Source organism: Cytophaga sp. FL35, assembly GCF_014349235.1.
GTDB lineage: Bacteria > Bacteroidota > Bacteroidia > Flavobacteriales > Flavobacteriaceae > Euzebyella.
Genome location: NZ_JACSOH010000037.1, coordinates 1 through 24,378 on the forward strand (window position 1 = coordinate 1; position 24,378 = coordinate 24,378).

At 39.7% G+C, this 24,378-nt stretch carries 21 protein-coding genes; 13 read left to right on the forward strand and 8 right to left on the reverse strand.

Annotated features, from left to right (window positions below; all coding sequences use genetic code 11):
* Positions 1-354 precede the first annotated feature (354 nt).
* From thrS to rplT, 4 genes are all read left to right on the forward strand, one after another.
* The gene (gene thrS / locus BIZ36_RS19200; protein ID WP_187459494.1) at positions 355-2,295 is read left to right on the forward strand and encodes a threonine--tRNA ligase; all 1,941 of its coding nucleotides are present in this window, start codon (positions 355-357) and stop codon (positions 2,293-2,295) included.
* A 37-nt stretch (positions 2,296-2,332) separates the two neighbouring features.
* On the forward strand, positions 2,333-2,881 hold the full coding sequence (infC, locus tag BIZ36_RS19205; protein ID WP_502709172.1) for a translation initiation factor IF-3: 549 nt from the start codon (positions 2,333-2,335) through the stop codon (positions 2,879-2,881).
* 101 nt (positions 2,882-2,982) lie between these two features.
* Complete coding sequence (rpmI, locus tag BIZ36_RS19210; protein ID WP_187459495.1) at positions 2,983-3,180, forward strand: 50S ribosomal protein L35; 198 nt, start codon at positions 2,983-2,985, stop codon at positions 3,178-3,180.
* Between the two features lie 136 nt (positions 3,181-3,316).
* Positions 3,317-3,661, forward strand: a complete 345-nt coding sequence (rplT, locus tag BIZ36_RS19215; protein WP_121849576.1) for a 50S ribosomal protein L20 — start codon at positions 3,317-3,319, stop codon at positions 3,659-3,661.
* A 53-nt stretch (positions 3,662-3,714) separates the two neighbouring features.
* Here the strand turns inward: rplT and BIZ36_RS19220 are convergent, their stop codons facing one another.
* Positions 3,715-4,137 (reverse strand): secondary thiamine-phosphate synthase enzyme YjbQ, encoded by a 423-nt coding sequence (locus BIZ36_RS19220; protein ID WP_187459496.1) that lies wholly within the window; start codon positions 4,135-4,137, stop codon positions 3,715-3,717.
* Positions 4,138-4,237: 100 nt separating this feature from the next.
* Here BIZ36_RS19220 and BIZ36_RS19225 point away from each other — a divergent pair, with 100 nt between their 5' ends.
* Positions 4,238-5,035: an HAD family hydrolase gene (locus BIZ36_RS19225; RefSeq protein WP_187459497.1), complete on the forward strand. Its 798-nt coding sequence runs from the start codon at positions 4,238-4,240 to the stop codon at positions 5,033-5,035.
* A 42-nt stretch (positions 5,036-5,077) separates the two neighbouring features.
* Here the strand turns inward: BIZ36_RS19225 and BIZ36_RS19230 are convergent, their stop codons facing one another.
* The gene (locus tag BIZ36_RS19230) at positions 5,078-6,040 is read right to left on the reverse strand and encodes a helix-turn-helix transcriptional regulator (protein WP_187459498.1); all 963 of its coding nucleotides are present in this window, start codon (positions 6,038-6,040) and stop codon (positions 5,078-5,080) included.
* Between the two features lie 127 nt (positions 6,041-6,167).
* Here BIZ36_RS19230 and BIZ36_RS19235 point away from each other — a divergent pair, with 127 nt between their 5' ends.
* From BIZ36_RS19235 to BIZ36_RS19255, 5 genes are all read left to right on the forward strand, one after another.
* Positions 6,168-8,570: a TonB-dependent receptor gene (locus tag BIZ36_RS19235; protein ID WP_222937473.1), complete on the forward strand. Its 2,403-nt coding sequence runs from the start codon at positions 6,168-6,170 to the stop codon at positions 8,568-8,570.
* Between the two features lie 20 nt (positions 8,571-8,590).
* Positions 8,591-9,985 carry a DUF4374 domain-containing protein gene (locus BIZ36_RS19240; protein WP_187459499.1) on the forward strand — a complete coding sequence of 465 codons (1,395 nt, stop codon included), beginning with the start codon at positions 8,591-8,593 and terminating at the stop codon, positions 9,983-9,985.
* 142 nt (positions 9,986-10,127) lie between these two features.
* Entirely contained in the window at positions 10,128-11,633 is a 1,506-nt protein-coding gene (locus BIZ36_RS19245) for an ankyrin repeat domain-containing protein (protein ID WP_187459500.1), read from the forward strand.
* Between the two features lie 4 nt (positions 11,634-11,637).
* Positions 11,638-12,135 carry a DUF2271 domain-containing protein gene (locus BIZ36_RS19250; RefSeq protein ID WP_187459501.1) on the forward strand — a complete coding sequence of 166 codons (498 nt, stop codon included), beginning with the start codon at positions 11,638-11,640 and terminating at the stop codon, positions 12,133-12,135.
* 7 nt (positions 12,136-12,142) lie between these two features.
* Complete coding sequence (locus BIZ36_RS19255) at positions 12,143-14,338, forward strand: PepSY domain-containing protein (protein ID WP_222937474.1); 2,196 nt, start codon at positions 12,143-12,145, stop codon at positions 14,336-14,338.
* Here the strand turns inward: BIZ36_RS19255 and BIZ36_RS19260 are convergent, their stop codons facing one another.
* The 6 genes from BIZ36_RS19260 to tgt all read right to left on the reverse strand — a co-directional run bounded on the left by BIZ36_RS19260 (position 14,339) and on the right by tgt (position 21,552).
* Positions 14,339-15,604, reverse strand: a complete 1,266-nt coding sequence (locus BIZ36_RS19260) for an asparagine synthetase B (protein WP_187459502.1) — start codon at positions 15,602-15,604, stop codon at positions 14,339-14,341.
* Between the two features lie 97 nt (positions 15,605-15,701).
* Positions 15,702-17,252 (reverse strand): replicative DNA helicase, encoded by a 1,551-nt coding sequence (dnaB, locus tag BIZ36_RS19265; RefSeq protein ID WP_187459503.1) that lies wholly within the window; start codon positions 17,250-17,252, stop codon positions 15,702-15,704.
* Between the two features lie 156 nt (positions 17,253-17,408).
* Complete coding sequence (locus tag BIZ36_RS19270; RefSeq protein WP_187459504.1) at positions 17,409-18,362, reverse strand: acetyl-CoA carboxylase carboxyltransferase subunit alpha; 954 nt, start codon at positions 18,360-18,362, stop codon at positions 17,409-17,411.
* Between the two features lie 50 nt (positions 18,363-18,412).
* On the reverse strand, positions 18,413-19,306 hold the full coding sequence (locus BIZ36_RS19275; protein ID WP_187459505.1) for a DMT family transporter: 894 nt from the start codon (positions 19,304-19,306) through the stop codon (positions 18,413-18,415).
* 33 nt (positions 19,307-19,339) lie between these two features.
* Positions 19,340-20,422, reverse strand: a complete 1,083-nt coding sequence (locus BIZ36_RS19280; RefSeq protein ID WP_187459506.1) for an LptF/LptG family permease — start codon at positions 20,420-20,422, stop codon at positions 19,340-19,342.
* Complete coding sequence (gene tgt / locus BIZ36_RS19285; RefSeq protein ID WP_187459507.1) at positions 20,422-21,552, reverse strand: tRNA guanosine(34) transglycosylase Tgt; 1,131 nt, start codon at positions 21,550-21,552, stop codon at positions 20,422-20,424. The genes BIZ36_RS19280 and tgt overlap by 1 nt, the downstream gene beginning before the upstream one ends.
* Positions 21,553-21,786: 234 nt before the next feature.
* Here tgt and BIZ36_RS19290 point away from each other — a divergent pair, with 234 nt between their 5' ends.
* The 3 genes from BIZ36_RS19290 to BIZ36_RS19300 all read left to right on the forward strand — a co-directional run bounded on the left by BIZ36_RS19290 (position 21,787) and on the right by BIZ36_RS19300 (position 24,336).
* Entirely contained in the window at positions 21,787-22,650 is an 864-nt protein-coding gene (locus BIZ36_RS19290) for a transketolase (RefSeq protein ID WP_353616862.1), read from the forward strand.
* Positions 22,651-22,741: 91 nt separating this feature from the next.
* The gene (locus BIZ36_RS19295) at positions 22,742-23,695 is read left to right on the forward strand and encodes a transketolase family protein (RefSeq protein ID WP_187459509.1); all 954 of its coding nucleotides are present in this window, start codon (positions 22,742-22,744) and stop codon (positions 23,693-23,695) included.
* 50 nt (positions 23,696-23,745) lie between these two features.
* A complete protein-coding gene (locus BIZ36_RS19300; RefSeq protein ID WP_187459510.1) occupies positions 23,746-24,336 on the forward strand; it encodes an outer membrane beta-barrel protein in 591 nt (196 codons plus the stop codon).
* Positions 24,337-24,378: the final 42 nt, after the last annotated feature.

Sequence of the window (24,378 nt, forward strand, 5' to 3'; positions counted from 1 at the left end):
ACTTTCAATGAGCGTCCCCGACAACAACCTTCGTTGTTTTTCGGGCTGCAAATGTAACACCATTTCCTAGCCCCGCAACTATTTTTTCAAGGTTTTTTTAAATTATTTTTAGAATTTAAAAAAGCATCGATCTAAACACCTAAAAACAAACGCCTTAAAAACACTTCAACGGAAAAGGGCATCTAATATAATTCTAAAAATTTATCTACGCAAGTACCTTTTAAAGTTAAAAGTAAAACTTCCCCTACAAACAAACTACATCCTACCAACTTTGATGAAACAATAATTTTGAATGCATCATATTGTATGCCTAATAAGGGAATAGTATCTTTGCACGCATTTATTTAAACAAACATGATTAAAATAACCCTTCCGGACGGAAACGTAAAAGAATTTGAAAGTGGTAGCTCTCCTTTTGATGTGGCACAAAGCATAAGCTCTGGGCTGGCACGCAATGTAATTTCTGCAAAATTTAATGATACCGTGGTTGAAACAACCACTCCATTAACGGAAGATGGCTCCCTTACCTTATATACATGGAACGATCCCGAAGGAAAAAAAGCCTTTTGGCATTCTTCATCGCATATTCTTGCCCAAGCTTTGGAAGAGTTGTACCCCGGGATTAAGCTGACAATTGGTCCTGCTATAGAAAATGGATTTTACTATGATGTGGATTTTGGAGAACACAGCGTTTCCGAAAAAGACTTTCCGATCATTGAAAAGAAAGCCTTGGAGATAGCCCGCGGAAAACATGACTTTAAAATGCGTTCCGTTTCCAAGAACGAAGCCCTTACTTATTATAAGGAAGAAGGAAACGAATTTAAGGTAGAGCTGATTGAGAATCTACAAGATGGAACAATTACTTTTTGCGATCATGACACTTTTACGGACCTATGTAGGGGTGGGCATATTCCCAACACTGGAATCGTAAAAGCCTTTAAAATCTTAAATGTAGCCGGAGCCTATTGGAGAGGCGACGAGAACAAACCGCAACTTACCCGTGTTTATGGTATATCCTTTCCCAAACAAAAAGAGCTAACGGAATACTTGGCCATGATTGAAGAGGCCAAAAAGAGAGATCACCGAAAACTGGGAAAGGAACTAGAGCTTTTTACCTTTTCCCAAAAAGTTGGACAAGGTCTACCGCTGTGGTTACCGAAAGGTGCTGCGCTAAGAGAAAGATTGGAGCAATTTTTAAAGAAAGCCCAGAAGAAAGCCGGTTATGAAATGGTAGTATCGCCACATATTGGCCAAAAGGAATTATATGTTACTAGCGGTCATTATGAAAAATATGGAGCTGATAGTTTTCAGCCCATACATACCCCAAAACAGGACGAAGAGTTTTTATTGAAACCAATGAATTGTCCGCACCATTGTGAAATATATAATGTAAAGCCCTATAGCTACAGGGAACTACCTAAAAGATATGCCGAATTCGGAACGGTATATAGATACGAACAAAGTGGTGAGTTACACGGTCTTACCAGGGTAAGAGGTTTCACCCAAGATGACGCTCATATTTTTTGTACCCCGGACCAGCTGGACGAGGAATTTAAAAATGTAATTGACCTATCGTTATATGTATTGACTTCCTTAGGTTTTGAGAACTTTACAGCCCAAGTTTCCATAAGGGATATGGATAATCTGCATAAGTACATAGGCACGGCAGAAAATTGGGAAAAAGCTGAAAATGCCATCATCAATGCCGCAAAAGAAAAAGGCCTCAACTTTATTGTTGAACAGGGAGAAGCAGCCTTTTACGGCCCAAAACTCGACTTTATGGTGAAGGATGCCTTAGGTAGACAATGGCAGTTGGGCACCATACAGGTAGATTACAACCTGCCGGAACGTTTTGACCTCACCTATAAAGGAAGCGACAATGAACTACATAGACCGGTAATGATTCACCGTGCACCCTTTGGAAGTATGGAAAGATTTATTGCTTTGCTGTTGGAGCATACTGGAGGAAACTTTCCTCTTTGGCTGATTCCCGAGCAGGCTATTGTTCTGCCTGTGAGCGAGAAACATGAAAAATATGCAGAAAAAGTTTTAAATTCCTTAGAAAATAACGAAATTCGCGCGCTCATTGATGACAGGAACGAAACTGTTGGAAAGAAAATACGGGAAGCAGAAATGAACAAATTGCCGTTCATGCTTATCGTAGGGGAAAATGAAGAACAAGCAAATACCATTTCCGTAAGAAAACATGGAGGTGAAGATTTAGGTTCCATTTCCGTTGAAAGTTTCGTAGACTTGGTATCTAAAGAAATAAATAGTACCTTAAAGTCGTTTTAGAAAATTTAAGTTTAATTAAAATTATTAAGTCATAGCAATAAGAAAAAGATTTAGGCCTCAACCAAGACGGGAGAATAAAAACCCCCATAATATCAATGAAAAGATCAAGGCTCCTGAAGTCCGGTTGGTTGGCGACAATGTAGAAGTTGGTATTTATCCCATTAGAAAAGCCCGCGAAATTGCGGAAGATATGGGATTGGATTTGGTAGAGATTTCACCAAAGGCAGAACCGCCGGTGTGTAAAATCATGGAATACAAGAAGTTTCTTTACGAACAAAAGAAACGGGAAAAAGCCATGAAAGCCAAAGCTTCTAAGGTTATAGTTAAAGAAATAAGATTTGGTCCCAATACGGATGACCACGATTACGAGTTTAAAAAGAAGCATGCGGAGAAGTTTTTAAAGGACGGTGCCAAATTAAAGGCATATGTTTTCTTTAAAGGAAGATCTATTGTTTACAAGGACCAAGGTGAAATTTTATTACTGAGGTTGGCCCAAGAGTTGGAAGAATTGGGTAAAGTGGAACAAATGCCGAAACTGGAAGGGAAGCGAATGACCATGTTCATTGCTCCCAAGACAAAAAAATAAGACCGTTTTCAATCATCGGTTTTTAAAATAAACTGAACGCTGCCCATACTATTTGGGCAGCGTTTAGCATGAAAAGTGAGATAATAATTAAATAGGAAAAAATGCCTAAGCAAAAAACAAAATCCAGTGCTAAAAAGCGGTTTAAGCTTACCGGTTCTGGTAAAATCAAAAGAAAGCACGCTTTTAAGAGCCACATTCTTACGAAGAAGTCTAAAAAGCGTAAGCTTAAATTAACTCACAGTACTCTAGTTCATAAATCTGACGAGGGTAGCGTGAAGGAACAGTTGTGTTTAAAATAATTGTTCTAAACAAGGTCGTTTATTAACCATGGAGTTGGGCCAGTAAAGAGTTAAGAGTTAAGTGTTTTAATATATACTTTGACTATCATATTAGACAAATAACAATTTAACCGCCTGCTACAAAAAAATTAAAATTATGCCAAGATCAGTAAATGCAGTTGCTTCTAGAGCCAGAAGAAAAAAGGTAATGAAGCAAGCCAAAGGTTACTTTGGAAGACGTAAAAACGTTTGGACAGTAGCCAAAAATGCGGTAGAAAAAGCAATGCTTTATGCGTACCGCGATAGAAGAAACAAGAAAAGAACCTTCCGTGCTCTTTGGATTACCAGAATTAACGCTGGCGCCAGATTACACGGTATGTCTTACTCACAATTTATGGGTAAGGTAAAAGCTAATGGAATTGAATTGAACCGTAAGGTATTGGCAGATTTGGCCATGAACCATCCGGAGGCATTCAAAGCTATAGTTGAAAAGGTAAAATAATTGTAGAAAATTTATCTCACTTTTAAAATCCGGTTCTTACGAGCCGGATTTTTTTATATCCCAAAAGCACTTAATACCAAGTTTCTGGACCAAGCTCCATTACGGTGCTCACAAAGATAGATACCTTGCCACACTCCTAAATTTAACCTACCCTTATAAATAGGAATTTGAACCGAAGCTCCCATTAAGGAACTTTTAATATGTGCGGGCATGTCATCTGGCCCTTCATAGGTATGGATATAATACGGGGCATCTTCCGGTACCATCTTGTTCATGTGACTTTCAAAATCCGTTCTTACAGTGGGGTCCGCATTTTCATTTATGGTAAGACTGGCTGAAGTGTGCTTTATAAAAACCTGAAGCATGCCTTTTTCAATCTCCCTAATTTCAGGGATGCCCTCAAGAATTTCATTGGTTACCAAGTGAAAACCTCTTTCGCGAGCCCTTAGTGCAATTTGTTTTTGATAAAATTTCATGAGTGTTTGCTTCCGTATGTCAAATAAATGTAAAACTTCCTAAAACTAAGCTATTATCCAATCATAACAAATACCTTTGCCGTTTTCAAAAATGAAACTTATGGATTTGTCTTCAATAAAAATGGTGGTAACCGATATGGATGGCACCCTTCTTAACTCCAATCATGAGGTAAGCAAGGAATTTTTTAGGCTGTTTGAGCAACTTAAAGAAAGAGGAATCATCTTTGTTGCCGCGAGCGGAAGACAGTACCATAGTATTATTGACAAGCTTTATCCAATAAAAGACGACATTATTGTCATTGCAGAAAATGGTGGGTTCGCCAAACAAAAGGATGAAGTTTTGGTCTCCACTCCCCTATCCCAAGACTCCAAACAAGAAGTTTTAAAAATTCTTGAATCCGTAGAAAACATACATCCCGTCCTATGTGGAAGCCAAAAGGCCTATATTAGAAACGATTCTACTGAGTTTGAAGACAAACTCAAAGAATATTATACAGAATATGAACTACTGGAAAATTTATCTGATTTTAATGGCGAAATACTTAAAATAGCCATTTACCACCACGTTAGTTCTGAAAAATATATCTACCCCTTCGTATCTCATTTGGAAGGTAAATTAAAAGTGAAAGTTTCCGGCGAAAATTGGGTGGATGTTTCCAGTCCCAATGCACATAAAGGTTTTGCGCTAAAAAAGGTTCAAGAAATGAACGATGTAAAACCGCATGAAACCATGGTTTTTGGTGATTACAATAATGACCTGGAAATGTTGGCCTTGGCCGATTTTAGTTTCGCGATGGAAAATGCTCATCCCAATGTGCTCCAAGCTGCCAATTACAAAACTGCCAATAACGATAACTTAGGCGTGGAACGTATTCTACAGAAACTTTTGGCGCAATAATACTTGCCCCTATACCTCAATCCTAAGTTGTGTTAGAGTCTACTAGTTGATTTCCCTTGGTAAGAAACCATAGTATTTTTTGAATGCTGCAGTAAAATGCTGAGGGTTTTTATATCCTACTTTTTGAGAAATATGGGCTATGGTCGAGTCCTTTTGTGATAGCATATGATGGGCCTTTTCCATCCTTAAAGAAGTTAGGTGCTTAAAGAGTGTGGTTCCATAGGCCTGCTTAAAATCATGTTTTAATTTAGACGTATTAACCCCTGCAAATTGCGCGAGTTGTGGGATGGTTACGGATTTGGAAATATTTCTCTGTAAAAAAATATGCACTTTTTCCATTAATGCATCTTCAATTTTAGGAGGTTTGGCAGGAATTATACCCAAGGAAATGCATTTTGGCTTTTTCACAAAAAGAGCTTCTACAACCTCAATAACCTTTGCCTCTAAATAGGATTTTCTAAGGGCTCCTTGCAATGAACAGGTTTTTATGTTATTTATTAATTCACAAAGATATTTTGTTAGCGGTTGGTTCTGTTGCCAAAAAGGTAGACAGGCGTCCTCCTTATCATCCATTAAAAAACCAATTAGTTTACTGTTTAAATTACCGATTACAGACAGAAGAAACTCCTTTTTAAAGTGAAGTTCAAAAGAATGAATGATGGTACCACGCAGTTTATAAGACCTTTTCCCCGTCTCTACTTTCAAAAAATTAAAATAGCCTTCCCCTAAAAATTGTTTGCTATTACCATCTTTTCCCAAGCACACCTGAGTACCAACCAACTGAAAATGCAGCTTAACCATTTCGCTACTAATATTTAGGCCAAGTTTTGAGCTTTTCGCCTGTTTCAATTGAGTCTCAAATATGCTACATCCATTAAGTTCTTGAAGGCGCCACTCACCTTTTACCCCCCCCATATTCAACTCTTCTTCTTGAACAAGAAAATCTTCCTCAGAGTATTCAGAAGTTTTAAGATTTATCAAAGGCTCTTCAATTTTAGCGGTCATATGTGGGTTTAATGAACAATACTTCCGATTGCGTTATACAAACTTCCTTTCTCGTTACTGTTCGCAAATATGTCGCTTATATTTTTGCAATCCAAATTATATTTAATCATTCTAAATAAAAACAGTAGTGAGGTTTTGGATTTTCACCTTTATTCTTTTCTTGTTTTCAGGTATTGGTTTAGCTCAAAAAACCTCATCGATAACCGGCACAGTTCAGTCAGAAAACGGTGAGCTATTGTTTGGGGCTACAGTTGTATTAAAAGACACCCAGAAAGGTGCGCAATCAGATACTTCTGGAAAATATACCCTACGGAACATTCCAAATGGCAGTTACACTCTGACTGCATCTTATATAGGTTTCAAAACCTTGTTCAAGTACATAGAAGTAGGTGAAGGCCAAAATATAGAAATCAATTTTGCCCTTACCGAAAATACTGAGGAACTGGAGGAAGTAACAGTACAAGGGAAATCTGAAAAAACAGCGCTAGAAACTAAAGGGTTTTCCGTAAGTTCTATTGAAACTGAGGAAGCCGGCTTAAGAAGTATACAGACCAATGAGTTACTTAATACTACCGTTGGAGTTAAAATAAGGCAAAATGGTGGACTAGGTTCGAATGTGCAATACAGTTTAAACGGACTTTCCGGTAGATCTGTAAGTATTTTTATAGATGGCCTACCCATTTCCGTTTATGGTTCTTCCTTTAGCTTAAATAGTATACCTCCTTCCATGATCAAGAACATTGAGGTTTATAAGGGAGTTGTACCGGGGCATTTATCGACCGATGCCGTAGGCGGAGCCATTAATGTAGTACTACGCCAAGAAGCCCGGAACAACTTAAATGCCTCTGTTTCCTATGGATTCTTCAACACCTTGCAGACCTTTTTAAATGGAGCATACCGATTAGAAAATTCGGGGTTTATTGTTAAGGCTTCGGTCTTTCATAATTACTCAGACAACGATTATAAAATTTCCGGAGGAAAAATCGTGGATATTGCCCCAAATGGGGTAGAAACACCTATAACAGCCAGAAGGTTTAACGATGCCTACCGATCAACCGGGGGCACGGTACAACTAGGATATACCAATGTAAGCTGGGCAGATCAATTCATGGTGGGCGTAACTGCCTCAGATGAATATAACGAAGTACAACACGGTACCTTTATAACCGTAATGCCCTACAAGGGCCGCTTTTTAGAATCGGACGCTATTCTGGGCAACCTGTCCTATCGAAAAAAAGATTTGTTTACCAGAGGCCTTGAATTAAATATTAACGGGGTATACGGTAAACGCAGCCGTGTAGTAAATGATACCGTAGCCGATGCTTATACCTGGACCGGCAACAGATTGGTTAGGTTTGATGGCGAGTACCATAGCTATCCGTGGGGCTCTCAAAATGAGGGCGGCCCTACCTTATTGCATATAGATCGCAAAGTATCTTCCATACGATCAGGCCTCTCTTATATGGTCAATCCAAACCACAAGGTTTTATTCAACCACGTGTACAGCGGAATAGATAGGGACGACAGAGACGAAATGGTATCTCTATTGGAAAACACCTTTCAATCTACAAGTGATCTTTACAAGAACATATTTTCCTTGAGCTATGAGCTAAACGCTTTTGAGAATAAATTCAAATTGAACGCTTTTGGCAAACAATACCTTCAAAAAGTAATAAACAATCAACCCGTTTTCAACGATGATAATGAGGTTGTCGATGAAGTGTACGAAAGCAGTACCGACTTTACTGGTTTTGGCTTCGCCTCTTCTTACATCCTTATCCCTGAAGTCACCTTATTGTTATCGGCTGAAAGAGCCATTCGTCTACCCAGTGAAAACGAGGTTTTTGGGGATGCGGGAGAAAATTTGCTGCCCAACCTAGGCATTGGTCCGGAAACAAGTGATAACCTCAATATAGGTGTGCGTTTAGGAAGATTCAATTTTAAAAAACATGGGCTTACCGTTAGCACCAATCTTTTTGCACGCAATATTGAGAATAGAATAGGGTTACCGGCCAATGCCGAAGCGCTAAGGGAAAGTGACGAATTTGTGCAGTTTGCCAATTTGGAGAATACCGCGGAATCCAAGGGTATTGAATTGGAATTATTCTATTCCTATAATAATAACCTTGGCTTTAATTTTAATATGACCAAAATGTCCTTGACCACGGTCAACCAAGGTTTTGAAACCAATGTGCCCAATGTTCCCCTGTACTTTATGAATGGCGGATTGCGCTATAGCCTAGATAACGTTATCCAAACTAAATCCCTTCTCAACCTATTTTACAATGTGTACTATACGGATGAGTTTGCCTATAAATTTTCCCAAGGCACGGATACGGTTGGGGGCAGGTCCATCCCGGAACAGCTATCCCATGATTTTGGACTTAGTTACACCTTTCCAAAAAAGGATTTTGTTGTTAGTCTGGATATAAAAAACATATTTGACCAAGCAATTTATGATAATCTGTCCGTACCAAAACCGGGCAGGGCCTTTTACGTAAAATTGAATTATATAATCAATAATCTTTAAATATTTAAATAGGATATAATATGAAACGACCCATTTTAAATCTAAAATCATTTGCCATGGCCGCACTGGCCGCTGGTTTTATGACTGCTTGTAGTAGTGATGACAATGCCCCTACTCCAGAGCCTGAACAAGAAGAACAGGAAGAACAAGAGGAAGAAGAAGAGCAGGAAGCTAGATGGATTACCATTGCGGGCGCCAAAATGGATGAAACACCTGGAAACGGTAATGGTGGCACTTTAATCTATTCCGTTACCAGTATAGAAGCAAAGGATCCTACTGTACAAATCGACCCCTTTAACAATGGATTTGAAGCTCCTTCCAATAGAACCGCCAGGTTACAGGCTTCAGAAGACGGAAGCACTATTTTCAACATCAGCTATGCCGGGGATACGGGTGGCAACTACACCAAGTATACTGTTAACGGAGGCAATGATTTTCAACCTACGGGTTCGGAAATTAGTATCGCTCCCTACGTAGGGTCTGCTCCAAGGTGGATCAAGTTGTTTGATGGCGATCAAACCGGTTCTGCCGTTTTTGTATCTACGGAACATGAAGTTAATGACAATGGTACCCCAGACAATGTTGAAGATGACCAATATATCCGCACTAAACAGTCCATAGGAGTGGTAACATTGAATCTGGTAGATTCCCAGATTAATAACTTTGAGGAGCACGAAATCGCATTGAGCGAAGAAGAAGAGGCCCAAGGATATTACATTTCTAGAATAGACATGCCAACCCTAAATACCGCGGGAGATAAATTATATATTGGAGCTAGGGTAAGTAAAATAAACACAGCAACGCTAGAAAGTGATAGTGATTACGAGATTTTAGGTTCTAAAACCATTGTATTGGATTACCCTTCACTTTTAAATCCAACAATCATAAGTTCTAGTGTAGGTCATGGTAACACCAATGGGTACCGTAGCATTAATTCTTTTGAGTATGATGGTGCTGTGTACCAAGCCAACCAAGGTGATCCAGAGGGTTCACATCTTCTTAAAATTGGTGCGGATAATCAATATGATGATTCCTATGTCTTTAATCTGGACGATGCTTTGGGAGTAACTGGAGCTTATGTTTTGGCTTGGAGACCTGCTGCAAATGGAAAAGCTGTACTGGCTTATCGTCACGATGGTTCTGCTGAAGGAATTTCCGGAAGAGGGGAAAGTTTCTTTGCTCTTGTAGACCTAAATACCCAAACCGCCACTAGAATTGACGACATTCCTTATGAAGTAGACATGGAAATGTTCCAATACCAAGGCTATGCCGTTGATGGTAACGAAATCTACCTGACCGCTTCCGCTACTGGAAAAGACGGTAATATTTACATTGTAGACACTGAAACTGGTGAAGTAACAAAGGGTGCCCAATTGATCAATGCCGAAGGCAGTCACTTTATTGGAGCTTGGTAGAAATCAGTTTTTTACTACTTAGAAATTCCATGGGAAGTACCCATGGAATTTCTTTTTTAATTAATCTAAATAAGCGATATTTACACTTTGTTTTTTGATAAACTCGGATAGCAGCAATTAACCTTTTTCAAAACCTATTGAAATGAAAACAAACTTATTCAGATACTTACTATTTGCGTTGGTATTTGCCATTGTACCTTTACAACTTTTGGCTCAAAGAAATTCAGAACGCTCCAAAAACACTTTTTTAAATGGGGATTATTGGGAAGGACAACCAACTATATCCGATATTGAAGCGAACATTAAGGCAGGACATTCTATTACAGAAGCTAACGGAGGCGGTTTTGATGCAACTACATTCGCCATTTTTGGGAATAATCCGGTAAGCACCATTAAATATTTGGTAGAAAACGGGAATGATGTAAACAAGACCACCCACGATTCAAGAACGTACATTTTTTGGGCCGCTTCTAGAGGAAACCTAGAGGTGGTTAAATATCTAATCGAAAACGGGGCTAAAATGGATGTGAAGGATAGCCATGGATATGGACCGTTATCCTTTACCGCTGCTACAGGGCAACAGGACACTAAAGTCTATGATTTATTGATGGAAGGTGGCGCCGATCTTACAAAAGAAAAGGATCACCATGGCAAAAATGCCCTACTAGTAGCTATTGGAAGGGCCAAAGATTTAAAACTGGTAGACTACTTTATCTCCAAAGGTCTTGATATTAACAGTACGGATGAGCATGGTAATGGGGCATTTCACTATGCTGCACAAGGAGGAAATATTGCAATTTTAAAAGAACTTAAGGACCGAGGTGTTTCAATCACCATGAATCCTGAAACCGGTGAAAATGCTATTTTCTTCGCTAGTAAAGGCAGGGATGCCAATACGGCCCTCTTTCAATACTTGGAAAGTCTCGGACTCAAAGCCAATACAACGACCACAGAGGGAGAAACGCCTTTACATAATTTGGCTAGTTCTGCAGATGAAACTGCATTGTTTGATTACTTCATCAAAAAAGGGATAGACCCAAATGCCGTAAGTAAAGAAGGTACTACTGCATTGACCAATGCGGCTCAACGAAACAAACTTGCTGCCATAAAATATTTTGCAGAAAAATCAAACAACATCAACCACTCCAATAAGGAGGGAAAAACGGCTCTTACCTTTGCCGTACAAAATAATACCGTAGATGTTGTTTCATTTTTGATCGAAAAGGGAGCGGACGTTCATGTGCTTGATGAAAAAGGAAATACTTTGGCATTCTATTTGTTTGAAACAAGAGGTATGCCGCGTGATTTTGCCAAAAAAGTGGATGTTCTAAACGAGGCTGGTTTTGACTTTAAAAAACTGCAGGGTGATAACAGCTCTATCTGGCATTTGGCCGTAGCGAAAAACAACTTAGAGCTTTTGAAAAAAATACAGGATTTTGGTGCAGATATCAATGCAAAGGACAAAGATGGTAATGCGCCCATCCACTATGCAGCGATGAAGACTACCAATGCCGAAATTTTAAAATTTTTATTGGCTAATGGGGCGGATGCTACCTCTACAACTGAATTTGGTGAAACCGCATACGATTTGGCGAGTGAGAATGAACTACTTGCAAAAAACAAGGTGAATATCGATTTTTTGAATTAGAATAATGAAGAATTTAATTTTTAGATCAACCACGGGATTATTTTTAATTGGGCTTTTACTAGGTATATCGGCCTTTATGATACCCCCGAATATCAGTTATAAGTGCATGATTCAAATGACCAACTACAGCGGTGAAAAGGCCTATGTGGTGGTTTCTTTGATCGATCCAGATGGTAATTATGAAAAAACCTTATACGTACAGGGTGATGATGAAGAATGGTTTCCGGATTTAAAGCAATGGTGGGATTTTAGCAATGGATCTAATGAGAATATAGATGGACTTACCGGGGCCACCATTGGTAACGGCGAAAGAAATATTATCTCTCTTACTTTTGACGAATCCCAATTGGATGCGGGATACAAAGTGCGCTTTGAATCTGCCGTAGAGGATCAAGATTACCACGAGGTTGATGCTGAAATCGAACTTAATTCCGCCACTATTAAGAACAAAGTGGACGGTACGGGATATATCAGGTACATTAGAATGGTGCCCAACAGATAAGTAAATTATGATGGTGTCCGTATGGAGATATAGTCATTTACTTTTTGCCATTATTTCTTCCGCTTTTCTTTTAATAGCTTCCATTACAGGAGTTATTTTGGCGGTTGAACCTATTTCAAATAAAGTACAGCCCTATCGTGTTTCCGGGGCAGACGTACTTTCTTTGGCAGAAGTGTTGACTACCTTAGACGAAACCTATGAAGAGATTCTGGCCGTTACCCGAGACCGCAATGGTTTTGTCAAGGTATCGGCCATTATTGATGGTGCCAACGCCGAATTCTACATCAACCCCTTTAACGGGGAAAAATTGGGCGACCCCATTGAAAAACAACCAATTTATCAGTTTGCCACCAATTTACACCGGTCCCTTTTTCTAAAGTCTACCGGTAGAATTTTAATTGGTCTCAGTTCCTTTTTCCTCATTTTAATTGCCTTTTCCGGAATTGTTCTTATTGCGAAAAGACAAGGGGGATACCGCCATTTTTTTTCGCCAATAGTACGTGAAAATTTTTCGCAATACCATCACGTTGTCTATTCAAGATTTGCTCTTGTTCCTATTTTTATTTTAGCCCTTACAGGTGTATACCTTTCCCTTTTAAGATTTAACATCATACCAGAAACTCCAATTTCCATGGAGGTGGATTATGACAATATTAAAGAGGAACCTGCCCTACCCTACGCGGAATTTGAATTATTTAAAAATACCCAGTTAGGAGATATTCGTGATTTGGAATATCCTTTTTCTGAATTTGTGGAGGATTATTATATCATCAGGTTTAGGGATAAAGAAGTATTTCTTAATCAGGTTACCGGCGATATTTTGGCGGAAGAAAAATTTCCTATGGTGCAGATTGTATCTTCCTGGGCTACGGTGCTCCATACGGCAGAAGGAAGTATTCTTTGGGCCATCTTTGTAGGCTTAGGTAGTCTCGCCATTCCCTTTTTGATCATTACCGGCTTTGTCATTTATTTTAAACGACCTAAAACCAAAATTAAAAACCAGTTTTCTAAAAACGAGGCGGAAATTGTAATCCTAGTTGGTACTGAGGGTGGTAGTACCCTACAATTTGCAGAACAGTTTCAGAAAAAATTATTGGAAAAAAATGTCCCTTGTTTCTTGGGGATGATGAACGATTATGATCGATTTAAAAGCATGCAGCAGCTTATTCTAATAACCGCCACCTATGGTCAAGGGGAAGCTCCAGCATCTGCCGAAAAATTCTTGTCACTACTAACAAAGAAACCCCAAAGCCAAAATTTTAAATTTACTACGGTAGGTTTCGGATCAACGGCTTATCCTCATTTTTGCCAATTTGCACATGAGGCGCATCAACACCTATCAAAATTAGAAAAGGCAAGAGCTTTTATGGAGGTCTTTACGGTGAACGACCAATCTTTTGAAGCATTTCAAAATTGGTGTACGGAATGGAGCCTATTGCAGGGAATGGACTTGCGATTGGAAAAACCAAAAATGATGGGCAATACTTTGCCGTCTTCCACCTTTAAAGTATTGAACAAAAGCGAGCTCCCAACGGACGAAACCTTTTTGCTCAACTTAAAAAACTTGAACGGAGTAAGGCCCGTTTCCGGTGATTTGTTATCCGTTGTACCCAAAGAAGGTGAAAGGGAACGGTTGTACTCCCTTGGAAAATTATCAAATAATTCATTGGTGGTCAGTATTCGCCGGCATCCGCATGGATTGTGCTCTAATTACCTGCATCAATTGGAAGATGGAGAAAAGTTGACCGCTACCGTTGTCCCCAACAGAAATTTCCATTTTCCCAAGAATTCCAAAAAAACCATTCTTATTGCCACCGGAACGGGTATAGGACCTTTTCTAGGTATGATTGAAGAAAATATTAAAAAGAAAGAACTGCATTTATACTGGGGAGCCAGAACACCTCAATCTTTAAACTTGTACAAAGATTTTATTGAAAAATCTATGCAAGAGGGAAAACTGAGCCATTTTAAAACGGCCTATTCCCGAGAAAAAGAGGAAAAAATATATGTACAGCACCTCATTAAAAAGGACAGGGATATGTTTGCTCAGGTTCTTAAAAAACGTGGGACTCTAATGATTTGTGGTTCCATTGCCATGCAAAAGGAAGTACTTTATGAACTTCAAGACATCTGCAGCCAAGAATTAGGAAAGGATTTAAGTTACTTTCAAAATAAAAAGCAGATAAAAATGGATTGTTATTGATCAGGTCTTCTGCTTTTTCTTTCTCGCAGCCGGAAACAAAACATTATTTAAAATAAGTCTGTAACCTGGAGAATTGGGGTGCAGTTCCAATTCTGTTTTTGGGTCGCCAACCCTATGTTGGTAATCTTCTGGATCATGCCCACCATAAAAAGTAAAAAAGCCTTTACCCTTAATGCCATGTACGTACCGTGCCTCTCCATTAATTTTATTCTCCCCCAAGACCAATACCGTTGGTTTTACTTCATCGCGCGTAAAGGCCGTAGTCTGTCCCATAAACCCCTTCACCAAGGCTGTATGGTTTTGGCATAACATGGTAGGAACCGGGTCCCATTTGGCAGAAAAATCCATAAGTGAAAAATAATCGGATTCCTTAGGTACATTTCCTCTCTTGCCCGTCATGTCTATGGAAGAGAACTCGTATTTTAAAGGGCTTCTTTCCAACGTAAAATTACTAAAGGCAAAAGTCTTATTATAATCCAATTGGCTTTGATAGTTTGGAGTAGAAGGGTCTCCGTCAAACATAGGCTCACAAATATCGACCCCTTCTGAGGCAAGGGCTATATCAAAGCTATCGGTTGCCGAACACATGGCAAACATAAACCCACCTCCTATAACATATTTTCTAATTTTTTGTGCTACGGCATTCTTTTGATCAGAAACCTTGGAATATCCCAACTTAGCGGCCAAGGCCTCTGCCTCCTTTTTTTGTTCAATATACCAAGGTGCTGTCCGGTAGGCTCCATAAAATTTCCCATATTGTCCTGTAAAGTCCTCATGATGTAAATGCAACCAGTCATAGATAGCCAATTTATCATCCAAAACTTCTTCATCATAGACCGTAACATATGGTATCTCTGCATAGGTCAACACCATGGTAACGGCATCGTCCCATGGTTGGTTTCCTTTTGGGGAATACACCGCAATCTTAGGGGCTTTTTCCAATATTACCGCTTCCTGATTTTGAGAAGGGCTACTTATTCCATCTAAAATACCTTGGGCCTGGCCATCAGAAAGAATTTCAAAAGACACCCCCCTGATCTGGCATTCCTTTCTAATGGTTTCCCCATCCGGAAGTAAAAATGAGCCTCCCCTATAATTTAATAACCACTGTACTTTTTGCTGTTTTTGAAGTACCCAATAAGTGATGCCATAGGCTTTTAGATGATTTTCCTGCCCATCGGCATCCATTGGAATTAAAATGGAGGAGGCACCCGACTCTGAAGTGTAAAAAAAGAAAAAAATAAAGATGAATATGGGCCTTATCATGCACTAAACGCTCATTATGATTTACCCAAATATACCACAAAAGGGGCAGCTGCCCCTTTTGTTATCTGTTAAAGACTACTAATGAACCGTAGGATTTCTAAAAAGGAACATCATCATCACTTGGCATGGAACCTCCATCGTTCATGGAACTTCCAAAAGCTTGATCGGCGCTTGGGTAATTTTTGGTTGCAAATGGATTTTCTTCTTCGTCGTTCATTTTCGACTGGAATTCAAAAGGAGAATCAAAATCATCCAAATTATCGAACTTACCTAATTGACCGATGAATTTTAAACGAATATTTTCCAATCCACCATTACGGTGCTTGGCTACAATAAATTCGCCTTGACCTTGCGTAGGGCTTCTTTCCTCATCATCCCATTCATCAATTTTATAGTATTCCGGTCTATAGATAAAGGATACGATATCTGCATCTTGCTCAATTGCCCCAGATTCCCTCAAATCTGAAAGCACAGGTCTCTTACTACCTCCACGGGTTTCAACCGCCCGGGATAACTGTGAAAGTGCTATTACCGGCACGTTCAATTCCTTGGCCAAGGCCTTCAGGTTTCGGGAAATTGTGGAAATTTCCTGTTCACGGTTACCTCCCTTTTGGCTACCTCCCGCTGTCATTAACTGCAAATAATCAATGATAATCATTCGAATACCGTGCTGGGAGGCCAATCGCCTCGCTTTGGCACGTAAGTCAAAAATGGAAAGTGAAGGGGTGTCATCTATAAATAAAGGCGCCTTTTCCAACGCTTTTACCTTTACGTTCAATTGTTCCCATTCATGCTTTTCCAGTTTTCCCGTACGCAGTTTTTCAGAAGATAATCCGGTTTCCGATGAAATTAAACGGGTAATCAACTGTACGGAGGACATCTCCAAAGAGAAAAAGGCCACTGGCGTATCAAAACTAACAGCAATATTTCTTGCCATGGAAAGGGTAAGCGCGGTTTTACCCATACCCGGTCTGGCGGCCACAATAATCAAATCACTTGGCTGCCATCCAGAAGTTAATTTATCCAACTTATCAAATCCGGAAGGAATACCACTTAATCCCTCCTTATTGGAAATTTCCTCAATTTTCTTCTTGGCCTGAATTACCAGATTTTGCGCCGTTTCAGCGGAACGCTTTAAATTTCCTTGCGTAACATCATAGAGTTTTGCCTCCGCATTGTCCAAAAGATCAAAAACATCGGTACCTTCATCGTAAGCCTCCTCAATAATCTCGTTCGAAATTTTAATAAGACTTCGTTGTATATACTTCTGAAGAATAATTCTGGCATGAAACTCAATATGTGCCGATGAGGCCACTTTTTGGGTCAGTTTTATCAGGTAAAAATCTCCTCCTATAGCCTCAAGCTTGCCATCTCGCTTCAATTGGGACGAAACGGTTAATAAATCTATGGGTTCTGAGCTTTCAAAGAGCTTAAAGATAGCTTCGTAAATAAATCTATGGGCATCTTTATAAAAGACATCTGGATGTAGAATATCGATAACTTCATCCACACCTTTTTTGTCGATCATCATAGCTCCAAGCACAACCTCCTCTAAATCAACTGATTGAGGTGGTATCTTCCCTCTTTCCAAACTTATGAGGGTTGACTTGTCTACCTTTCGGCCAACTACCGGGTTAATTTTTTCCATGACTACGAAAATATACAATTATGTGTATCAACCCCGGAACTATAATTCACAGGTAATCCACATTTAGGTGTTAATAAGTTACGATTTTGTGTTGATAACAAAAAAAATCTGGAGTTATGATTCTCCAGATTTTTCTGAGCTTGATAAAATGGTATTTTATCCATTAAAAACTCCCATATCTGCATATTTATCCATTCGGGTTTGCACTAATTCCTTTGGGGATAACTTTTCAAGTTCTTTATAATGTGAAAGAATTTTGTTTTTTACGGTGGTAAATGTTTTATCCCTATTGGAATGTGCACCTCCCGCCGGTTCACGTACTATTTCATCGATCAGCTTAAGCTTTTTCATATCCGTAGCGGTAAGTTTCAAAGCTTCCGCAGCTTGCTCCTTGTATTCCCAACTTCTCCAAAGTATGGAAGAGCAGGATTCTGGAGAAATAACAGAGTACCAAGTATTTTCCAACATTAATACCTTATCTCCTACTCCAATGCCCAAAGCACCACCTGATGCACCTTCTCCAATAATAAAAACTATGATAGGTACTTGTAAACGGGTCATTTCCAGGATATTTCTAGCAATCGCCTCTCCTTGGCCCCTTTCTTCCGCTTCAATTCCGGCATAGGCACCAGGAGTATCCACGAACGTAACTACCGGTATTCCAAATTTTTCGGCAGATTTCATCAACCTCAACGCTTTTCTGTATCCTTCCGGATTGGCCATACCAAAATTTCTATATTGTCTGGTTTTGGTATTGTATCCTTTTTGTTGACCGATGAACATAAAGGTCTGATCTCCAATTTTACCCAAACCTCCAATCATGGCCTTATCGTCCTTTACATTTCTATCTCCATGAAGTTCAAGAAACGTATCGCCACAAATGGCCTTAATATAATCAAGGGTGTAGGGTCTATTGGGATGTCTTGACAATTGCACTCGCTGCCAAGCCGTTAGGTTTTTATAAATATCCTTTCTGGTGTCTGCCAGTTTTTTTTCTATCTGTTTGCAGGTTTCACTAACATCTACGTCGCTCTCCTCACCAATGACCATGCATTTATCTAGCTGTTCTTCCAGTTCCTTGATCGGGAGTTCAAAATCGAGATATTCCATATAGGTAGTAATAGGTTTAATTTGATGGGCAAATATATAACATATATCGCTTATTCTACTGCCGGTTTTCCAATCCTTCTCCTGTTTTTGAGGATTCCATTGGCTACCACGGTGCCAATTATAATCAAACCGCCTACGTAGAACATAGGTTGCATTTTTTCGCTTTCGCCAAAAATAGCGAATGCCAACAATATGCCATATATAGGTTCCAGATTAACGGTAAGCATTACGGTATAGGGGCTAATAAATTTTAATAATTTGACCGATGCAATAAAAGCATAGGCCGTACATATGGAGGCCAACAGAAATAGGAAGAAAAAATCATCTAATGAAATTTGAAAGTAATTGGCATCGAATTTTCCGGTAAAAGCTAAATAAAGGGTCAATAGTAAAGTCCCGCTGGTCAATTCATAAAACGATATCACAGATGGCCTTTCTTTTTGTATCAACTTTCCGTTCAACATAGAAAATATGGTGGATAACAAGGAAGAAATTAACGCCAAGCCAATACCTAGCATATTACTGGTATCTACCTGAAATATGAGATACAGCCCCAACATAACTATGACCCCAAAAACAATCTCGTACCCAATTACTTTTCTCCCATACCAGAACGGCTCAATTATCGCGGCAAAAAAGGCTCCGGTAGACATAGTTGCCAAAGCCACGGAAACATTGGAGGCTTTGATCGCACCAAAGAAGGTTACCCAGTGCAAGGCAATGACTATGCCGGTAAAAACCAAGGAAACCATCATTTTTGTGGTTACCCTAAGTCTATATTTTTTAAAGATGATAAACGCCAATACCAATATGGAAGCCAATAGCATCCGGTACCAGACCAAATCCAAAGCATCTAAGCTTATCAACTTTCCTAAAACAGCTGTAAACCCCCAAATAAATACAATGAGGTGTAAATGAAGATAGTTTTTTAGCTTGGGTTCCATATGTTATCCCAAAAAAATGAGGTTGGTTGGTTACTATCGTTTTGCCTTTTGTAGCAATACTATGGCCAATATCCCAAAAAGAATATTGGGCAATAGGACGGCTAAAAGCGGTGAAAAACCGGACTGTTCCGCTAATGTACCAAAAACCTTGTCAAAGAATACAAAAACGAAAGCGACTATGATACCAAATGCCAGGTTTACTCCCATCCCTCCCCTTCGCTTAACGGACGACACCGCTACCGCGATAATGGTGAGAATAAATGCTGTAATGGGGAGTGCCCATCTTTTATATTTGACCAGCACATAAGCATTAATATTGGAAGCTCCTTTTGCCCTTTGGTCCTCTATAAACTTATTAAGCTCAAAGATATCCTTTGTTTCAGCTACGTAGGATACTGGCGTTAAGTCCCCTATCTGAAAGGTAAATAGCGTATCTAAACGGCGCTTGGTCTCCACAATGGCCGTGTCCTTAAGTAGTTTTCTTTTTTTGTAGGTAGTTAAACGGTAGAGACTATCCTTTTCCATCCACCGGATGTTGGCAGCAGAAATCTTAAATTCCAACTGATTTTCTTCATCAAACCTTTCAAATGTAAAATTGTAGCCAATCTGTCTAGCAGGGTCAAAACTGCTCACGTAAATAAAATCGCTTTTATTAAGTTGTGTAAAAATATTATTGGTAACCCTATCCTGCTTGCCCTTTTTAAGGTACTTGTATTTAAACTCGTTAAACCCTTTACTGGCTGAGGGCACCACGAACATCCCCATGATGAACATAATGACCGCAATGATGGATGCACCTATTATATAAGGCCTTAAGAAACGGCTATAGGAAACACCTGAGCTTAAAATGGCAACAATCTCCGTGTTTCCGGCCAATTTGGAGGTGAAAAATATGATGGAAAGGAATAAAAATATGGGAAACAATAAACTACCGATATAAATTGTAAAGTTTCCAAAATAGATGATAATTTCATCCAAGGGTGCTTCATTGGCCTGCATTTTACCTATTTGCTCGGCCAAATGCGCCATAATTCCAATAGGAATAAATAGCAAAATCATCACTGCAAAAGTGACTAAATAACGCTTTAGAATGTATTTATCTAAAATGGTTAGCACTACAATCTTTTATCCATTTGTTTGACCATACGATTCTTCCAATCCGCAAAATCTCCGGCTAGAATATGCTTTCTTGCCTCACGGACCAACCAAAGATAGAAACCTAAATTATGAATGGTAGCGATCTGTTTTCCTAAATATTCTTTAGCTACAAAAAGATGCCTAAGGTACGCCTTGGAATATTCCAAGTCCACAAAAGTAATTCCCATATCATCAATGGGAGAGAAATCATCTTCCCACTTTTTATTTTTAATGTTTATGGTACCGTGGGCCGTAAACAACATTCCGTTTCTGGCATTTCTGGTAGGCATCACACAATCGAACATATCTACCCCTAACGCAATATTTTCAAGGATATTAATAGGTGTTCCTACTCCCATAAGGTACCTGGGCTTGTCCTCTGGCAGGATGTTACAGACCACTTCGGACATAGCGTACATTTCTTCAGCTGGTTCCCCAACACTCAATCCTCCAATAGCATTTCCCTCTGCCCCTACGCCCGCAATGTATTCTGCAGATTGTTTTCTTAAGTCCAGATAAGTGGAGCCTTGAACAATGGGAAAAAAGCTTTGCGAGTAATCATACTCAAACGGTGTTTTCTCCAAATGGGCTATGCAGCGCTCCAGCCAACGGTGTGTCATGTGCATGGAACGTTGTGCATATTTATAATCACAGGGATACGGCGTACACTCATCAAATGCCATAATGATATCTGCACCAATAACCCGTTGTATTTCCATTACATTCTCTGGAGTGAACAAATGGGTAGATCCATCTATGTGCGATTTAAACTTTACACCTTCCTCCTTGATCTTACGATTACCAGAAAGGGAATACACCTGGTAACCGCCACTATCGGTTAAGATATTTCGGTCCCAGCCCATGAACTTATGGAGCCCACCGGCCTTTTTTAAAATATCGGTTTTAGGCCTTAGAAAAAGATGATAGGTGTTACCCAAGATAATATCCGGGTTAATATCCTCCTTTAATTCTCTTTGATGCACACTTTTTACAGAGGCTACCGTTCCTACCGGCATAAAAATAGGGGTCTCTATTTTCCCATGGTCCGTTTCCATGGTTCCTGCCCTAGCCTTACTCTGTGGGTCTGTATGGTGTAATGTAAACTTCAAACTACAAATTATGGGCGCAAAGATAAACATCTAGGCTGCATAAAAGGCTTAAGGAAAAAATAAAGTTGGGGCATTATCTATAGGTCTAGTGAAAATTCTGTAGACTTTTTAAAGATTACTGATGCTTAATGGATTGGATGCTACAATTTGAAAAACAAAAGTTGAAAAACTAACAAAAATAATCTTGGCCCAATTTGTAATAGCAAAAGATTGCATTTACTTTTGGAAACTACTATAAATGAACATTTACAAATGGCAAAACTAGAAGAATTACAGGATATTGTGGTACAGACCAGAAGGGATATCCTGCGTATGGTACATAATGTAAATTCCGGACACCCAGGAGGTTCTTTGGGATGTACAGAGTTTTTGGTAGCTCTTTACAATGAAGTTATGGAGCTAAAAGATGGATTTGATATGGATGGAGAGGGCGAAGACCTTTTCTTTTTGTCCAACGGACATATCTCCCCCGTTTTTTACAGCGTATTGGCAAGAAAGGGATACTTTCCGGTAGATGAATTGGGAACCTTTAGATTGATCGATTCCAGGTTACAGGGCCACCCAACTACCCACGAAGGATTGCCCGGTGTACGCGTAGCGTCCGGATCTTTGGGTCAGGGAATGTCCGTAGCCATAGGTGCGGCCTTGGCCAAAAAACTTAACGGAGACCAACATTTGGTATTCAGTTTACATGGAGACGGAGAATTGCAGGAAGGTCAAAATTGGGAGGCTATCATGTACGCTGCCGGTAATAAGGTAGATAACCTAATCGCTACCGTAGATAGGAACGGTCAACAAATTGACGGGCCTACCAATGAGGTTCTGCCTTTAGGAGATTTAAAACAAAAGTTTGAAGCTTTTGGTTGGGATGTTGTTGAAGTTGCCAAAGGAAATGATCTTGAAGCGGTCATTGCCGGTCTAAACGAAGCGAAAAGCAGAACTGGTAAAGGAAAGCCGGTTTGTATCATGCTTGATACGGTAATGGGCCATGGCGTGGATTTTATGATGTATACCCATGCATGGCACGGTAAAGCTCCCAATGACGAACAATTGGAGACCGCTTTATCCCAGAACCCGGTAACCCTAGGGGATTACTAATTGTTTTCCGTAAGCGGAAGAAAGCCAGTAAATTTAGAAATCAAGAGTTTAAAAATTAGTTTCCCATTGATGGGAAATTTTCCGAAACAATATGAAGAAATATATAGATCAAGGAAAGAACGATACAAGAAGTGGGTATGGTGCTGCCATGACCGAATTGGGTAGAACCAATCCAAATGTTGTAGCCCTTTGTGCAGATTTGGTAGGTTCCCTTAAAATACAGCCGTTTATAGACGAAAATCCAGAGCGATTTTTTCAAGTAGGTATAGCTGAAGCCAACATGATGGGTATTGCAGCGGGATTGACCATTGGAGGCAAAATACCTTTTGCCAGTTCATTTGCCAATTTTGCCACTGGGCGTGTGTACGATCAAATTCGTCAATCCATTGCTTATTCTGATAAAAATGTAAAAATATGTGCCTCACATGCCGGTATTACTCTGGGTGAAGATGGTGCTACGCACCAGATTTTGGAAGACATCGGTCTTATGAAAATGCTACCGGGCATGACGGTTATCAATCCATGTGATTACAACCAGACCAAGGCCGCTACTTTGGCAATTGCCGATTATGAAGGACCCGTTTACCTTCGTTTTGGAAGACCAAAGGTGGCTAATTTTACCCCAGAAGACCAAAAATTTGAAATCGGTAAGGCATTAATGCTCAATGAAGGTACGGATGTAACCATTGTTGCCACAGGGCATTTGGTTTGGGAAGCCCTAATCGCTGCAGAGAAACTTGAGGAACAAGGTGTTTCCGCAGAAGTTATCAACATACACACTATCAAGCCCTTGGACGAAGAGGCGGTGTTAAAATCCGTTAAAAAAACCGGTTGTATCGTCACTTGTGAAGAGCATAATTATTTGGGCGGATTGGGTGAAAGTATCTCCGGACTACTTGCTAATCAGCATCCTACACCTCAAGAATTCATCGCCACTAAAGATACATTTGGCGAAAGCGGTACTCCAGAACAACTTATGGAGAAATACGGACTTAACAATAAAGCCATTGTAGAGGCCGTTTTAAAGGTGATGAAAAAAAAGTAGCCTAATGGTATCGTTTTTGATACTGGTTACTGTATTTAAAAACGAGAACTATGAAAAAAACACTGCTTACTGCGGTCATGGTCCTAATGGGCCTGACCGCATTTTCACAAAATGATTCCGGAATTGGTATCAAGGCCGGACTGAACTACAGCGCCAATGGCGACTACTTTGAGTCCATTGGAGATGCCGCTAGAGAGCCGGACCGCAATGTAGGCTACCACTTTGGTCTTTATGGAAAAGTTGGAGTGGCCCGAATTTATCTTCGTCCTGAACTTATTTACACCAAGACAAAATCTGACTACCAGGGAGACAAATTTGATGTCAGCAAATTAGATGCTCCCATTCTACTGGGAGTAAAAGTCATTGGACCGTTACATGTTTTTGCTGGCCCTGCCTTTCAATATATCTTGGATACCGAGTTTGATGGTATAGCCATTAACGATATTGAAAATGACTTTAGTGTTGGCGCCAACTTGGGCGCCGGACTCAATTTTGGAAAATTGGGTATTGACATTAGATATGAAAGAGGCTTTAATGACAATGAAGCCACTTTCATCAACAACAACATTACCAGCGTAGGCCCTAGTAGAATTGACGCTAGACCTGATCAACTGATCGTAAGCTTATCATTAAAGCTTTAAAGTATATTGCTCTAAAAAATAAAAGCCCCGGAATATGAAATT